The sequence below is a fragment of the Streptococcus sciuri genome (genome assembly GCF_024814375.1).
Taxonomy (GTDB): domain Bacteria; phylum Bacillota; class Bacilli; order Lactobacillales; family Streptococcaceae; genus Streptococcus; species Streptococcus sciuri.
The window spans coordinates 42,517-58,948 of record NZ_JANUXX010000005.1; the positions used below are offsets into that span (position 1 = coordinate 42,517).

The window sequence follows — 16,432 nt, forward strand, 5'->3', positions numbered from 1 at the left end:
GTATCACAAAGGGAAAAAATAACAAAACCAAATCCTATAAATAGAGCACAACCAAATAGCTAATCTTCTTTTCTCAAACCATAACAAAAGAAACAATAAAAAGCATTTCAAATGCTTCTAGCTACCAAGGCTTAAGTTGTCATCTCTGTTTAGCTAAGTAATGTAGGCATAACAGATACTCCATAAGAAAAAGAGAAATAACGATAGATAATCCATAGTAGTTCCCCACTTTTTTGCCATTATCCTCTTATCTTTCAAAAAAATTAATAGAAAAATCCCCTACAAAATAATATAGAGGATAACTGTTTTATTTACATAAGACAGCGCAAGCCAGCGCTTTTGGAATTTTGAAGAATGCTATTGTCATTTTTGAATTGTAAGGTTTCTGCTGAATCCACACCAGCAAAAGTCCATATTCTCAGCTCATTATCAAAATGACCGAAAGTTTCTACTGAAAAGCGTAAAGCAGATTGGTAAGGGATAGAGGCTATACTCTGTTTTTTACTTGCTATACTTTACTTAGCTACTAAAGTTAAACGTTTTTTTGTTAAAACAATTAAATCTCGTATTAAAGTAAAGACTAAATTGACCTGTTTTCCCTCAAAAAAGACAAAATCTAAGTCTTGTGTTACTTTATCGCTATTTACCTGAAAAGTATTACCTATCAGTCCTGAAAGTAACCCTATGCATATCTCCTTACATTTTCTCTTCTAATACTACATCTGGGTACTTGTCTGCAAACCAGCGCAGAGCAAAGTCGTTTTCAAAGAGGAAGACAGGGTGTTCAAAGCGATCCTTAGCCAGAATATTACGGCTTGATGACATTCGCTCATCCAACTGTTCCTCTGAAATCCAACGTACAGTTTTCTTACCCATCGGAGTCATGACTACCTCAGCATTGTATTCATTTTCCATACGATGCTTAAAGACTTCAAACTGGAGCTGACCGACCGCTCCTAGCATATATTCACCCGTTTGGTAGTTGGTGTAAAGCTGAATTGCTCCCTCTTGAACTAACTGCTCAATCCCCTTGTGGAAAGATTTTTGTTTCATAACATTTTTCGCCGAAACTTTCATGAAAATTTCAGGAGTAAAGGTTGGCAAAGGTTCAAATTCAAACTTATTCTTACCGACCGTTAAGGTATCTCCAACTTGATAGGTTCCTGTATCATAGACTCCGATAATATCGCCCGCAACGGCATTTTCGACATTTTCTCTGGCCTCTGCCATAAACTGAGTCACGTTAGACAACTTGACCTTTTTACCTGTCCGTGTCAAATTGACATCCATCCCTCGCTCAAATTTGCCAGACACAATGCGGACAAAGGCAATGCGGTCACGGTGGCGAGGATCCATATTAGCTTGGATTTTAAAGACAAACCCTGAAAAATCATCCGAAAGTGGCTCAACGACTTCCCCATCAGTCTTCAAATGCCCGTGAGGTTCTGGAGCAAATTGGAGGAAAGTATCAAGAAAGGTCTGGACACCAAAATTAGTCAAGGCAGAACCGAAGAAAACAGGGGTCAAATCACCAGACAAGATAGCTTCTTCTGAAAATGCATTTCCTGCCTCTTGAAGTAGTTCAATGTCCTCTTTAGCTTGTTCGTAAAAAGGATTACCACTAAATAGAGTATCTCCATCTTCGACGCTAGCAAATCGTTCATCTCCTTTGTAAAGTTCCAAACGATCATTGTGCAAATCGTAAAGCCCCTCAAAAGATTTTCCCATGCCAATTGGCCAATTCATGGGATAACTTGCAATCCCTAACACTTCCTCTAGCTCTTCTAGCAAATCCAAGGGCTCCCGACCATCACGATCCAGCTTATTGATAAAGGTAAATACAGGAATATTACGGTGTCTGACAACTTCAAAGAGCTTTTTAGTTTGCGCCTCAATTCCCTTAGCGGAGTCTACTACCATGACCGCTGCATCTACCGCCATCAGTGTCCGATAGGTATCCTCTGAAAAATCCTCATGTCCAGGTGTATCTAGAATATTAATACGCTTTCCAGCATAGTCAAACTGCATAACAGAAGAAGTCACCGAAATTCCCCGCTGCTTTTCAATATCCATCCAGTCGGACTTGGCAAAATTTCCTGTTTTTTTCCCCTTGACCGTACCTGCCTCACGAATCTCGCCTCCAAAATAAAGGAGTTGCTCAGTGATAGTCGTCTTTCCTGCATCTGGGTGGGAAATAATAGCAAAGGTACGGCGTTTTTGTATACTTTCTTGTAAACTCATCATATCTCTCTTTTATAAATATTAGATTTTTACGCTGTCATTTTTACTTACCTTCTAAAGAGGCAACAACTTTATCTAAATGCATAGAGTTTGAACCCTTTAATAAAATCTGATCAGTTGGTCCAAGTATGCTTTCTAATAGCTGAATCATCTCATTCATCTGATCCTCTGTGACAGTCTTTTTAAAATAGTAAACCTTACCAATTGGAAATATCTGACTAGCAAGATTAGCTAAGCCAGCAATATCCTCACCATAACACACCAGTGTATCAATCGTGTCAGGCGACAAACTCATAATCATTTGATTATGTAAATTTCGTGATTGTTCGCCTAGCTCTTTCATATCAGCTAGCACTGCTATTTTCTTTCCTGAAGGTTCTTTTGAAACTGCTGAAAACGTCTCTAATATTAGGCGCATAGCAGTTGGATTAGCATTATAAACGTCTGACAATATGTCAGCACCATTCTTAGCCTTTTTCCATTCTGTTCGATTTTTAGTAAGCGTGATATGCTCAAGAGCATCCTTGATATCCTCATCAGCTACCGCAAGCAACTTCCCAACATAAGTGGCAATCATGGCGTTTGTAGCGTTATATTTTCCCGTCACAGGAAGCTTGATAGCTCGTTCCATAACATTACACTTAAACGTAAGACTATCTTTATACTCGACTACTTCCTGAACTTGAAGTTCTGCATTTTGACCAAAAGTTATAACCTTTTGCTCTGTTGGGAGGTAAGGATCAAGCACTGGATCATTTGGTAATAACACGATACCGTTTGAATCCATACCATCAACAATTTGAAGCTTTCCTTTGGCAATCTGATCACGACTACCAAAGAAAGCAAGATGCGCTTCACCAATTAATGTCACAACTGCAATACGTGGCTTAGCTAAGAGTGATAAGAGATGAATGTCTCCCATACGATCCTGTCCCATTTCAAGGACTATCTTTTCCGTATCATCAGGCATATGCAAGATAGTATAGGGCAGACCTATTTCATTGTTATAGTTTCCTTGAGTCTTGTAAGTTTTATAAGTAGTCTCAAGCACACTAGCAATCATATCTTTAGTACTCGTTTTACCATTAGAACCTGTGACAGCAATCACGTCAACACGCATTTTTTCGAGATAATAAGCTGCTAACTTTTGCAAAGCCTGTAGGCAATCGTCAACTAAAATATAGGTAACGTTTTCCAATGGGTGTTCTGATAAGGTTGCAACTGCTCCATTTAAAAAAGCTGTCTCGATAAAATCATGACCGTTTCGTGTTCCCTTTAAAGGAACAAAAAGACTTCCCTTTGTCACTTTTCGACTATCAAATTCTATTGATACTATGGGAACGTCTTCAGCATCAGAGAGCGTCTGGACACTGTCAACAACTTTAGCAATCTCAGATAATGTTAATTTCATACGTTTTTCCTTTATTAACTGTTAGTAACAGTATATCATAAAAAGTAGGTAACCACCAAGTCGTAAATAAAGAGACTTATCATTTCTCAATCACAAAATAGCATATCATTTCCTCGCAAAAATTCCGAGATAAGTATAGGAATAGTTAGCAAGTATATCTCCTCACATATTTCTATCTAGCTTCTAGATAACAAACACTCTATTTTTTCGTCTTATGTTGACATTTTTGAATAAAAAAAACTAGGCAAAGCCTAGTTTTTCATTATTTACCAAGATAATATTCGTTTGTAACGTTCAAGTCATCATCGAATTCGAACACAAGTGGTGGGAAGTTAGGAATTTCAACATCCATAATTTCATCATCTGACAAGTGTTTGATATGTTTAACCAAAGCACGAATTGAGTTACCGTGTGCTCCGATGAAAACATTTTTACCATCTTTAAGTGCTGGTGCGATTTTATCTTCCCAGAATGGAAGAGCGCGTTCCAAAGTAACTTTCAAGTTTTCAGCGTCTGGGATAACAGAGTCATCAAGTGATGCATAACGACGATCAGTATGTGCTGAATATTCATCGTCTTTAGCCATTGCTGGTGGTAATACATCATACGAACGGCGCCAGATATGTACTTGTTCATCACCCCATTTTTCAGCGGCTTCAGCTTTATTTTGACCAGTCAAGCCACCGTAATGACGTTCATTCAAGCGCCATGATTTTTCAACTGGCACCCAAAGTTGATCAGAAGCTTCAAGTGCAAGATTAGTCGTTTTAATTGCACGTTTCAAAACAGATGTGTAAGCGACATCAAACTCGATGCCAGCTTCTTTAATCAGTTTACCAGCATCAATAGCTTGTTGTGTTCCTTTATCCGAAAGATCAACATCAGCCCAACCAGTAAAAAGGTTAGCTTTATTCCATTCTGATTCACCATGGCGTGCAAATACCAATTTTACCATTTAGATATATCTCCTTTTTATTTAGGCAATCGCCTTTACTTACTCTCCTATTTTACACAAAAATAGGGGAAAAATCTAGTTTTAGTATAAATTTATTTTTTGGAAGCGTTTTATATTTAGACTGTTTATCAAGAGTTTCCCACAACGTTCGGATTTAATGAATTTCAAAAAGGACTATTGCCCTTTTAAGACTAAAATGATAGAATAAAACAAAACTTTCTTGGAGGATATTATGGTTTCAACTGCAACACATATAGGAAATTTTCAATTTGACAATTGCTTGATGAATGCTGCTGGTGTGTATTGTATGACTCGAGATGAACTCACACAGGTCGAGAGATCTGTTGCTGGATCTTTTGTCACTAAAACAGCAACACTAAAATCTCGTTTGGGCAATCCTGAACCACGCTATGTCAATACCAATCTCGGTTCCATCAATTCTATGGGACTTCCAAATAATGGAATTGATTATTATTTAGACTATGTTATTGAGAAGCAGAAACAAAAAGACAGTAAGCCTCATATCCTCTCTTTAGTCGGCATGTCACCAGAAGAAACACATACTATCCTAAAAAAAGTGCAAAATAGTAGTTATCAAGGGCTTGTGGAGTTAAATTTATCTTGCCCAAATGTTCCAGGAAAACCTCAAATTGCCTATGATTTTGAAACAACAGACACTATCTTAAGGGAAGTATTTAGTTACTATACCAAGCCTCTTGGCATCAAGTTACCACCTTACTTTGATATTGTACATTTTGACCAAGCTGCCGCTATCTTCAACCAGTATCCTCTCGTTTTCGTAAACTGTGTCAACTCTATCGGAAATGGGCTTGTCATTGAAGATGAGACTGTTGTCATCAAACCTAAAAATGGTTTTGGTGGGCTAGGTGGTGATTATATCAAACCAACTGCACTCGCTAATGTCCATGCCTTTTATAAACGTCTTAATCCCTCTATTCAAATCATTGGAACCGGTGGTGTTAAAACAGGTCGTGATGCTTTTGAACACATCCTCTGTGGTGCTAGTATGGTGCAGCTAGGCACTATTTTACAAAAAGAAGGGACACAAGCTTTTGAGCGTATCACAAAAGAACTTCAAACTATCATGAGTGAAAAAGGCTATGAAAGTCTCGATGATTTTCGTGGAAAATTACATTATATGGACTGAAATAGAAAAGTTGAGCTTGCCTCAACTTTTTAGATTTTATCAAAAAAACTATTTAGAAAGCTAATGCTATGACCATATCCACTAACGATAATTGCAATACAATTCAGATAATCCTTAAAGCTGGGAAAATTCTCGTTGAGAGTGGTGCTGAAATTTACCGTGTTGAACAAACCATGGGCTATCTTGCCAATGCCCTTGGAATGAAAGATTTTGATGCCTACGTCATTAGTAATGGTATCATGGCGTCTGCTATCAATACGCACGGACAACAAGAAGCCGCTATTCTTAATGTTTATGAACAGCATATCAATCTCGGAAAAATAGAAGCAGTTAATACTCTATCTCGTCAATTGATAGCTACCTCCAATCCATCTGCTAAGACTATCCTCAAACAATTGAACGCCATTGACCAAATGAAAGATTACAATCTTTATTATTATTTATTAGCCTATTTTATGGGAGCAGGTGCTTTCTCGCTTGCTCTAGGTAGCTCTCTTAGCGACTCTTGCGCAGCTGCTCTTACTGGTCTATTTCTTGGCTTAACCCTTCATAGTATTGCGCATTTTGTCCATACAGGTTTTTTATTGACCATCATCGGAAGCTCAGTTGCTTGCCTATCGGTCAATCTATTGCATCTTATCATCAGTAACAATCACCGTAGTCTTATTCTCCTAGGAGCACTGATGGTATTAGTACCAGGAGCTATTTTTACAAGCTCAGTTCGAGAATTTTCACAAAATAATTTCTCGACTGGACTAACACTTCTCATGTCATCTCTTTTTATCTGTATTTCCATTTCTGTTGGGGTGGTTGCAGTGACTGAATTATTCTCTTTTGCCAAGCCTTTGCAACAAAATTTTTCAGCTGATACAAAGACATTCTTTGAACTCATTATTCGTGCCATCATGGCGGGTATAGGAACCATAGCCTTTGCTATTTTATTTCAAGTTCCCAAACGTTATTTTCTTGATTTAGGTAGTTTAGGGGGCTTGTCATGGCTCTTGTATCTGCTCATCATGCAACACAATCACATAGAAGCTTTGGCGGTCTTTATCCCTGGACTTTTGGGTTCTTTTTTATCACGTATTTTAGCTACCAAAAGAAAGTGCCCTATGACTATCTTTTTATCAATCAGCATGATGCCTTTAATACCAGGATTAAGCTTATATCGTGCCATCTACTTTTTATTAACAGGTGCCAATCAATTGGCCATCGTTCACTTGCGATCTTGTTTTATCACTGCTCTGATGATTGCTATAGCTATTAATATTGTCCAGCAATTCCCAAAACACTTTTTTAACAATCGCTTTTTATCATAATGAAATCCCTTTAATCAGATGATTAAAGGGATTTATCTTACCAATCTCTGTCATATTCCTCTTCTTCTTTCTCTTTTTGATCAGCTTCAGATATATTTTTGATTGGTTTTGGAATGATATTACCATCTGCATCAACTTCTGGCTTAATACTACGCATATAAACTACCAACAAAGCTATTTTAATAATGGTAAATAAAAGTAAAATCACTAAAAAGAGATAAAATACAGTGTTCATCTACTAGCCTCAAGCTCTGACTGTCTTACTAGAACCGTCTTTTTGATAAAGATTAACAAGTCCTTCCTTACAAGCACGTATCATATCACCAGGTTTCACCACTTCTGGGACAGTAATCGTCAGTAGCTCCATTGGTTTTGGCGCACGCTCAATTTTGTTGCCCTCAGCATCATGCAAATCTTTAATATAGCACTCAAAGTGGCGAAAACCTGGTCCATAAAATTCAACAGCATCTCCTTCAAGGATAACATTACGCTGACGAATAGTTGCAGTCATGTTTTTAGGATTGAAGGCAACAACTTCACCAACAAATTTATACTGCGGAATTTTACGACGTGCACCAAAAAGTTGTTCATTTTCTGTCGGTGTTTGATAGTAAAATCCTGTTGCTAACTCACGTTGAGCCACTTTCCATAATTCATCGATCAAATCTTCTTTGATAGCTTCAAACTTCGCTGGGCTTTCCATATAAGCATCCACTGCTGCTTTATAGCAATTAGTTACAGTTGAAACATAGTGAATAGACTTCATACGCCCTTCGATTTTAAGACTATCGACTCCATTTTCAATCATATCTGGAATATGGTCAATCATGCACATATCAACAGCAGACATTGAAAATTCTTCAGGAATCTCACCTTTTAATGAGCGACGTTCTTGTCCAAACGGCATGTCGTAGAGATTGTATTTCCAACGACAAGATTGCGAACAACCACCACGATTAGCATCTCGATGACTCATATGGTTTGAAAGAACACACCTTCCAGAATAAGAAATGCACATAGCACCATGAACAAACGCTTCAATCTCAATGTTCGTCCGCTTGCGGATTTCAGCAAGCTCATCCATAGAGACCTCACGCGCAAGAACAACACGCGTAAGTCCTAGTTCCTTCCAAAACTCAAAAGTCTCATAGTTAGTCGAAGAAGCTTGTGTAGAGAGATGAATTTCAAGACCAGGTGCCTCTGTTGCACAAATCACAATAAGTGCTGGATCAGATACGATAACCGCATCTAATCCCATATCACGTAATTCACGAAACCATGCACCAGCACCGATTTCATTGCCCTCGTGGGTAACCATATTAGCAGCTACATAGACCTTAGCACCTCGCTCATGCGCATAGTTGATGCCTTCTTGCATCTCCTCCATTGAAAAATTTCCCGCTCTACTACGAAGTCCATAAGCTTGCCCACCAATAAAAACAGCATCTGCACCATAGTCGATAGCTACTTTTAATTTTTCAAGTGTCCCAGCTGGCGACAAGACCTCTGGGCGTTTCAATACTTTTGTCATACGATTCTCCAATTTTCAAGATTGTAAGGTGTATAAAATGATATATCAGCATGCCCTGAAATAGGAAACTCTCTCACGCTAATACTAGAAGTTACTTGACCATATCAGGGTCAAAATCATAAAATCCTGTATCTAATCCACGTCCTACAGGATGCAGGCGGTGAACCTCTTCGTCAAACAGGAATGCTTGAGCTTGACTAAAGTTTCCCACTTGTATCAAATCACGCGCTTTAACAAATAGCTTTGCAATAGCTACAAAATTTTCACCTGGACAATAGATACCATCTAATTTCCAATGTGTAAAATGATGCTCAACCAACTCAGATAGTTTAGTCATCATATCAATATCGTTATTAATAAAGATATGAGTACCATGTTTATCCTCATAAATGGAGTAGTGGCTATTTTCATCATTTGGCTCTGACAAAAATAAGCCACGTTCACGCGTTTTTTCATCATCAACATGCGTAAAGTTATAATAATTTTGTAACAACGGACGTTTAGAATGGTGAATAACAGAAGCGCCATACACCAAAATTTCGGCAGGAAAATCGAGATTTTCTGACATTTTAAAAAGCTCTTCAGAAGGAATCTCACGAGCTAGTACTGTCTCAACAGCCCCATGCTCGCCCCAAAAATTGACCTGACGACTAGAAGTGACAAAGACAGACGTATCATAAATTAACTTAAAATTGTAACCATCGCGTTTATTCACATAAAAAACACCTGCATCTCCAACAACCAGATAATCCACTTTGATTTCTTTCATCAAATCAAGAAAAGGTTTGATGTTGTCCATCATATCTTGGTGCATGAGGGCATTGCAAGCAACCGTTAATTCACATCCTGCATCATGAACGAGTGTCGCAATATCACGTAACTCGTCACAAGTAAAATTATGAGGGAGCCGAAGCCCATAATTTTCTTCGCCAACATAGATACGATCCACACCAGCAGCTAACAATGCCTTAACTTGCTCAATGGACTCTGCGGTAGCGGTAATGATTATTTTTTCCATAACATTTTTATTTTACCATAAAAGAGGGAAAATGCCTATCAAATGGCTTAAAGTTTCTATATTCCAATAATCAGGTGGTAACGATAAAACTTGATTTGGAAGTCTTGAAAGAGGAGACTAAGAAAGCTAGAATAGCTATTGATAACCCTTATTTTAAGTTTAACGAGGAAGACGGTGTTTATTTTTTTAATAAGCGTAAATACCTTTTAGACCGCCCTAAAAGCCGTCTATTTGAGGTATCTAAGAAATGTCATTTAGCAAAGTATCGCAAGTTAGCGCATTGGCCTTTGGTATCTGTCATTTTAAAACAAAAGAATATTCAAGATATTATCTATCGGCAGTTAGCTAGAGATAGAAATCAACTCATAAATGAAGAAGATTTGGAAGTGATGAAGTCTAGTGGCTATGTGTTGTAATGATGCGTAATAATTATTTTGGGAACTATATACTAGTTTACACCAGACACAATATGTAGTGTTTATGAGAATATCAAAAAAGGCGACTTCCAAGCGGAAATCGTCTTTTGATTAGATTAAATTTGCGTAAGGTAAACTTTTTATATATTCTTCCATATAGCACCAATCTATCTCTCCTAGGATATTTTTCGGAAGATATAATTCTGTGTTTTTGAAACGGTCTCCACTCCAGCTTCTACCGAAAGAATATTTGTAGCGTTCTTTGTCTAAAATAGTTATCAAGAACATTGCAGTATATTTGTTCAGATGTTTGCTATACCCAACAGAAGTTTTCCCATTCATCCCTATGAATGGCTCAGGTTGGTAAGTTGAATATCCTCCGCTTCCATCGCCCAAATTCACAAAAACTATGCCGTTTCCATTAGAGATGTACTCTTCGTTCCCTTCTTTTGAAACAAATCTATCAAAACCGTTGTCTTTTTTCTTCGCAGCAATATAGGGAATATCCGTACCTTGTATAAGGTCAAATGTAGTAGCTCCTTTTGTTCCTTCTATGTTATCAAAAACATCTCTTATATTAAAATAACCCCAGTCTATTTCATCTATATTTTTATCAGGTGCAAGAAATGTAGTTGTGGAATTGCTCAATTTTTCATTTACGAAATTTGAAAGTAAATTTATTTCTTGAAATTCTGAAAGCCCTGTTTCTTCAAGTAACGATAATTCTTGTTTTGAACAATAAAGAAGATAATCAGATATAGTTTTAATAAAATCACTATTAGATAATTCATCATAGTTTGTTCGAGAATGAGCGTATATAGTCCATTCATCTCCTTTTTTGATTTTAGTTCGTATGATATTATAACCATCCGATGTTTTTCCATGAGTAAGTTCGTCTAATAACTTTTCTTCAATATCATTCCAGTGGTTATATATATCTGTTCTACCCTTGTTTTTTGATAGTACAAAACCATCATTTTTCAAATCATAAAAAACAACATCGTTATTATAGTTATGAGGTAGATGCGTTTCAAAAACAGCTATTGCTGTGCTAGTTGAAGCATTAGGTTGAAATAGGTCTTTTGGCATATTGATAACATACTTCAAGGTATGCTTAGAGAGAATATTATTTCTAAGTGTTTTATCCTTGAAATACATTGATAATGGAGCAATAATTACCCCGTATCGAGAACAATTATCTAGCAGTTTTCTCAGAAAAGTTATCTCTTTTGGAGTAGGGTCGTCTTTATTTTCTTTACCTGAATATGGGGGATTGATAAATCCAACTGTGGGTTTTACTTCTCCTAAAATTTTGTCAACACCTTTATCGTTGATAGAATCAAAGTTATATATTCTTGATTTACCATCTCCCCTGAATAGCATATTAGAAATCGCACAAATATACATAGTAGAATTGATTTCAAAACCCAACAATTGATTTTCTTTTATGTTCTTCTCATCTGCACCTTTTATTGATAGTAATTTATTCATCCCTGCAATCAGAAATGCACCTGTTCCACAACAAAGGTCTAAAATAACATCGTTTGCTTTTAATGGAATTAACCTTGTAAATAAACCTGCTATATGTCTTGGTGTTAGGACTATTCCTTTTTTTACATTCGATACTCCTGCAAATTTTAGAAACTCCTCATAAAACTTACCCATAATATCGTAATTTGAATTAGTTGAAAAATGATTATTAAATAAAGGAATAACTTTTTGATTTAATTCATCTAAAATTTGTTTAAGAATTGAGGTATTCTGTAGATTCACATCTGTTTTTATTGAGCCTAGCTCTCCTTCTAGAGCTTTTAGTTTGTTTTCAGGAATACCTTCTTTTTCCAAAATTCCTTTTACTGTAGGATATAGGTTATCAAGTATTTGAACAGGAGTATAATTAGGATATAAATCAGAAAAATTATTGTAAACGTTCTCAGATTTATTGTAGAGACAAATCATCAATACAGCAAGCAGTGTAGGTCGTTTTTGCGAATCAATCGACCTTAATAGATTATTTACCTTCTTACTTACTCTGGTTATATCTTCAATCGCTTTTTCTTCGTCAAGATTATTGAATAACGCTAAAAATTCTGTTTCGGTAAGAAAATTAGAAACCTTATCAATATATTTGATGTTTTGTTTTGCATCTATATAGTAACAGCTAAATTTGTGTTTGTATTCATCATATACATCTCCACTAACAGCAACTCCAATTATTTTCCATGTGGAGAACTCTTTATTAGCAAACTTACTTAGATACCATTTCAGTCCTGCCACACATCCTTTTTTGATGTTATCTAATTCATGTTCTTGTATTGTTGGCTTTTCTTCAACGAGAATCAATAACCTTTTTTCTTTATTACAGTAAATTCTATCAGGTATGCCAACTTTCCCATTCATTTCTTTAGAAGAGTGTGATAGAACTTCAATTATTTCACTTGTTAATTTCGATTCTGTCTGACTGTCATCCCAATCAGAAACGTTATAACCTAATTCTTGAAGCTTTTGAGTGACGCTTGGTGTGACTATCTTATCTTTTCTAACCATTACGCCACCTCTCTTTTCAATACACCAGAAAAGACTTCCCCACAAAAATGTGAAAAAGTCTGTTTTAGTGCTTGACAAAAAACACGTCCGATTACACAATCAGTGTGCTGTGCTGTGCTGTGCTGTGCTGTGCTGTGCTAATGTATTGTACCATACTAATCTCCTTAATCAAGCATTTTTCTTCTGAATGAGATGTAAAACTTTATATCCTTGTTCTGTTATCTCATACTTACTACGTTTGTTCTGATAATTTATCAGAAAGTGCCCCTCCCCCAATTCTCAAGGTTCAAGGGGAAATTTCGTAACCATTTTCCTTCCTCGTTAAGGTTTCAAAAAAGATTTATATATATTATTATACTAAATAAAGGTCATTAATGTAACAGTTTAAACATCGAACTACAAAAATAACTTTAAATTCTCAACGTGAAAACACATAAAAACAGCTACTTTAACCAATTTAGGATAAAAGAACTGTTTTTATTTCTTATTAAATCAAAGTTTATAGAGTTTTTATCTTTTATCACTTGCTAAATGGAATATATAACTTAAAGTTCTTCACAAACTGCTCCTATATCCATATCTTCTCTGATATCGTTATGATAAAAATGAGAAATTATATTACAAATCCTACTATCTATGATATAATAGATAGGAATGCTTAAAGGAGAATGCTATGCTAGCACCTATAAAACGTGAGCAACAGACGCTAGATACTGAGAATGACGCTCATACCAGCCCTAAATCCCAATCATTTAAAAAGATTGACACCAATGCAGCTAAATATAGAGATTTGGTCTTTTTTGCTCAGATTTCTAGCTTTGCTATTAGTACTGTTTTCATTACATTTTTATTCTTGACTATTCGTTTCGTTCCTTTTTGGGCGATGGTTTTTGCTTTATCAGCTAGCTTTGGCTTAAAAATTGGAATTAAAACACTTATAACGATTTTTAAATAGTGTCCTCCTTATCGTGAGGATGCTTTTTTGATAAAAAATACTCCAAAGATTAGATAAAAATCTAAACTTCGGAGTACAAATAAAGTCCCCTTTTTTAATCTTTTGTAGTCTCAAGTGTTGTATCTTTCGGCATTTTTGTTATTGCTTTTGCTTTATCAACTTTTACATCCTTTAAATCAATAACAATATCATCTACTTCAGCTTTCACATCTTCTGTAGCAACGACTTCTTTTTCTTCTTCTGCAACTGCATGTACTTTTGATTTGATATGTTCGATGACATCACTAGCTTTGCTGACAACTTCATCACTTTTTTCTTTGACAACAGAGACAACATCTTCTTTTGTTAATTCACCAGATTCGAATTTTTCTTTGTAATCATAAAAAGTATCAACAGCCAAGTTAGAATACTCATAGGCTTTTTCTTTTGCTTTTTGATGATAACTTTCAGGATTCTTACGATAAGCTTGATAAGCTTTCATCGCACGATTTTTAACTTCCTTTCCTTTTTCGCTACTCAAGAAATAGGCAGTTGTTGCACCTGAAGCAATTCCAACAATAACAGTACTTATCCACTTACTCATAATTTTTACCTCCTCATTTATTTTTTTAAAAGTTTGCTAGCTACTTTGCCAATAGCAAAGGCAGAGCCAACTTTAGCAACGTTACTTGTAACACTACTAGCACGATTTGTAAAACTACGTGCCTGTGCATTGAGATCTGATACGCTCTCTGATAAGTCAGCAATGGCAACAAACAAAGGATCAACTGTTGCTACTTTATCATTGACATCCTCGACTAAGATATTAGCTTTAGCTAAAATATCATTTGTCTGATGTAAAGTGACATTGATGTCTCCCGTGAGTACCTGTAAGCTCGTCTTTGCTTCATCAACAGCATTTGATAATTTGCGTAATAACACAACTACATATAATACCAAAACAGCAAAGGCAATAGCGATAATGAGAACCGCTGTTTTCTCCATATTAGCTTTCCTCCTTATTTTTCCAAATAATAGGGAACAATATCCCTTAGACGACGATAAACAACAAAAACAATACCAAATATAACCAAAAGAACAGACAGCCACTGTGATACACGTAAACCCATAAAATAAAGGCTATCAGTACGCATACCCTCTATGACGAAGCGACCACAACCATACCAAATGAGGTAAAATGCTGTAAGCTCACCCTGTCTCCAGAAGTGTCGTCTGTGACGCGTTGTCACAATGAAGACAAATCCAATAAGATTCCAGATAGATTCGTAAAAAAAAGTTGGAACACGGTAACTGCCATCAATATACATTTGCTGTCTAATAAAAGCAGGAAAATAATCTAAACTTTTGACTGCTTTTCCATAAGCTTCTTGGTTAATAAAATTTCCCCACCGTCCAATAGACTGTGCAACCATCACACCAGGTACAGTGATATCCAAAAAATGAATAGGATTTATCTTGCGACGATGAGAAAAAACAAGTAAGACTAAAAGTCCTGTAAGTAACCCTCCATAAATCGCAATGCCACCATTCCAAATCGCTACAATCTCATCTAAGTGCTTACGATAGTAACTCCATTCAAAAGTAACATAATAAGCCCTTGCTCCAACAATAGCTATAGGAAAGGCAAGGAGGATAAAATCGAGAATATCATCTGATGTGATACCCTTCCTTTCTCCCTCTTTTATGGCAAGATACACAGCAAGCAACAAACCAGACACAATACAAATAGCATACCAATGTATAGCGATTGAACCTAACTGAATAGCAATGGGATTAATCATTTATTTTCCTCGTGTCTACTGATGAGATTAGTAAGGCGCTTTTCAAATGTCTTTGTCGCATCAAAACCCATTTGTTTAGCACGATAATTCATAGCAGCAGCTTCTATAACCACAGAAACATTACGCCCAGTCTTTACTGGAATGCGAATACGAGGAATTTTTACACCCGAAAGTTCAATTTCCTCATTACCATTTCCCAGCCTGTCAAAGTTTTTTCCTGTCTCAAAGTTTTCGAGGTAAATAGAGAGTTGTACTTGAGAAGAGTCTTTAACGGCACTTGCACCATATAGACTCATAACATCAATAATACCGACACCACGAATTTCAAGTAGATGCCTTAAAATCTCTGCCGGTTCCCCCCAGAGTGTCTCTTCATCTTTAGCAAAGACATCTACACGGTCATCAGCAACTAAACGATGACCCCGTTTGACAAGCTCTAATCCTGTCTCACTCTTTCCAATACCAGAATCTCCTTGAATCAAAACTCCCATGCCATAAATGTCCATCAATACACCATGCACACTAATACGATCTGCAAGACAAGAATCCAAATACCAAGAAATTTCCCCCGAGAGACGACTAGTTGATACATGACTTTTCAAAATAGCGACACTGTGCTTTGCTGCTGCTTTTAACATCTCCTCTGGAATATCTAAATTTCTAGCCACGATAGCTGCAGGTGTCTCTACTTGAAACATCTCACTTAAGACCTGATAACGATTGTGCGAGGTCATTTTGGTCAGATAAGACCACTCTTTCATCCCAAATAGTTGCAAACGCTCAGGGGAATAATAATCAAAATACCCCGTCATCTCAAGACCAGGTCGTGAAATATCAGCTGTTGTAATCTCTTTTTCAAGATGAGAACTCTCACCATAAACAATCTCCAACTTCAACTTATCCACTAACATCTGTACCGTTACTGACATGTCTATCTCCTTGTTCGTTCGCTTACACATGTGGTAAAGGATTACTTTATACTATTATACCATAATCTAGTCACAAAAAGACAACTCAAAACTTGCTTAACTTCCTTATTTTTTACAAAGAAAAAAGCTTAGTTAAAAACTAAGCTTTGCTCTTGTCTTTC

Annotated in this window: 15 protein-coding genes and 1 pseudogene; 4 read left to right on the forward strand and 12 right to left on the reverse strand. The window is 36.4% G+C overall.

Features of this window, described 5'->3' with window-relative positions; translation table 11 throughout:
• Positions 1 to 307: 307 nt before the first annotated feature.
• From NXS10_RS04970 to NXS10_RS04985, 4 genes and pseudogenes are all read right to left on the reverse strand, one after another.
• A pseudogene (locus NXS10_RS04970) lies at positions 308 to 686 on the reverse strand (PH domain-containing protein).
• A 10-nt stretch (positions 687 to 696) separates the two neighbouring features.
• Positions 697 to 2,241 carry a peptide chain release factor 3 gene (locus tag NXS10_RS04975; RefSeq protein WP_259138324.1) on the reverse strand — a complete coding sequence of 515 codons (1,545 nt, stop codon included), beginning with the start codon at positions 2,239 to 2,241 and terminating at the stop codon, positions 697 to 699.
• Positions 2,242 to 2,284: 43 nt separating this feature from the next.
• On the reverse strand, positions 2,285 to 3,652 hold the full coding sequence (locus NXS10_RS04980; RefSeq protein WP_259138326.1) for a UDP-N-acetylmuramoyl-tripeptide--D-alanyl-D-alanine ligase: 1,368 nt from the start codon (positions 3,650 to 3,652) through the stop codon (positions 2,285 to 2,287).
• Between the two features lie 262 nt (positions 3,653 to 3,914).
• Entirely contained in the window at positions 3,915 to 4,607 is a 693-nt protein-coding gene (locus NXS10_RS04985; RefSeq protein ID WP_259138329.1) for a phosphoglycerate mutase, read from the reverse strand.
• A 232-nt stretch (positions 4,608 to 4,839) separates the two neighbouring features.
• Here NXS10_RS04985 and NXS10_RS04990 point away from each other — a divergent pair, with 232 nt between their 5' ends.
• Positions 4,840 to 5,775, forward strand: a complete 936-nt coding sequence (locus NXS10_RS04990; RefSeq protein ID WP_259138332.1) for a dihydroorotate oxidase — start codon at positions 4,840 to 4,842, stop codon at positions 5,773 to 5,775.
• Positions 5,776 to 5,843: 68 nt separating this feature from the next.
• Positions 5,844 to 7,094: a threonine/serine exporter family protein gene (locus tag NXS10_RS04995; protein ID WP_259138334.1), complete on the forward strand. Its 1,251-nt coding sequence runs from the start codon at positions 5,844 to 5,846 to the stop codon at positions 7,092 to 7,094.
• A 37-nt stretch (positions 7,095 to 7,131) separates the two neighbouring features.
• Here the strand turns inward: NXS10_RS04995 and NXS10_RS05000 are convergent, their stop codons facing one another.
• The 3 genes from NXS10_RS05000 to NXS10_RS05010 form a co-directional block, all read right to left on the reverse strand.
• A complete protein-coding gene (locus tag NXS10_RS05000) occupies positions 7,132 to 7,329 on the reverse strand; it encodes a hypothetical protein (RefSeq protein ID WP_259138336.1) in 198 nt (65 codons plus the stop codon).
• A gap of 9 nt (positions 7,330 to 7,338) precedes the next feature.
• Positions 7,339 to 8,625 carry a peptidase U32 family protein gene (locus NXS10_RS05005; protein WP_259138338.1) on the reverse strand — a complete coding sequence of 429 codons (1,287 nt, stop codon included), beginning with the start codon at positions 8,623 to 8,625 and terminating at the stop codon, positions 7,339 to 7,341.
• Positions 8,626 to 8,716: 91 nt separating this feature from the next.
• A complete protein-coding gene (locus NXS10_RS05010; protein WP_259138339.1) occupies positions 8,717 to 9,643 on the reverse strand; it encodes a peptidase U32 family protein in 927 nt (308 codons plus the stop codon).
• A gap of 74 nt (positions 9,644 to 9,717) precedes the next feature.
• Here NXS10_RS05010 and NXS10_RS05015 point away from each other — a divergent pair, with 74 nt between their 5' ends.
• Positions 9,718 to 10,059, forward strand: a complete 342-nt coding sequence (locus NXS10_RS05015) for a hypothetical protein (protein WP_259138341.1) — start codon at positions 9,718 to 9,720, stop codon at positions 10,057 to 10,059.
• A 111-nt stretch (positions 10,060 to 10,170) separates the two neighbouring features.
• Here the strand turns inward: NXS10_RS05015 and NXS10_RS05020 are convergent, their stop codons facing one another.
• A complete protein-coding gene (locus NXS10_RS05020) occupies positions 10,171 to 12,606 on the reverse strand; it encodes an HsdM family class I SAM-dependent methyltransferase (RefSeq protein ID WP_259138343.1) in 2,436 nt (811 codons plus the stop codon).
• A 673-nt stretch (positions 12,607 to 13,279) separates the two neighbouring features.
• Between NXS10_RS05020 and NXS10_RS05025 the strand changes: the two genes are divergently transcribed.
• The gene (locus NXS10_RS05025; protein ID WP_259138345.1) at positions 13,280 to 13,561 is read left to right on the forward strand and encodes a DUF3270 family protein; all 282 of its coding nucleotides are present in this window, start codon (positions 13,280 to 13,282) and stop codon (positions 13,559 to 13,561) included.
• Positions 13,562 to 13,655: 94 nt separating this feature from the next.
• On the opposite strand, the gene NXS10_RS05030 is transcribed toward NXS10_RS05025, so the two are convergent.
• The 4 genes from NXS10_RS05030 to hprK are packed head-to-tail and all read right to left on the reverse strand — an operon-like array spanning position 13,656 to position 16,271.
• On the reverse strand, positions 13,656 to 14,144 hold the full coding sequence (locus tag NXS10_RS05030; RefSeq protein WP_259138347.1) for a YtxH domain-containing protein: 489 nt from the start codon (positions 14,142 to 14,144) through the stop codon (positions 13,656 to 13,658).
• 17 nt (positions 14,145 to 14,161) lie between these two features.
• The gene (locus NXS10_RS05035) at positions 14,162 to 14,545 is read right to left on the reverse strand and encodes a DUF948 domain-containing protein (RefSeq protein ID WP_259138350.1); all 384 of its coding nucleotides are present in this window, start codon (positions 14,543 to 14,545) and stop codon (positions 14,162 to 14,164) included.
• Between the two features lie 14 nt (positions 14,546 to 14,559).
• Entirely contained in the window at positions 14,560 to 15,342 is a 783-nt protein-coding gene (lgt, locus tag NXS10_RS05040) for a prolipoprotein diacylglyceryl transferase (RefSeq protein WP_259138353.1), read from the reverse strand.
• On the reverse strand, positions 15,339 to 16,271 hold the full coding sequence (gene hprK, locus NXS10_RS05045) for an HPr(Ser) kinase/phosphatase (protein WP_259138356.1): 933 nt from the start codon (positions 16,269 to 16,271) through the stop codon (positions 15,339 to 15,341). Before hprK ends, lgt begins: the two co-directional genes overlap by 4 nt.
• Positions 16,272 to 16,432 lie beyond the last annotated feature (161 nt).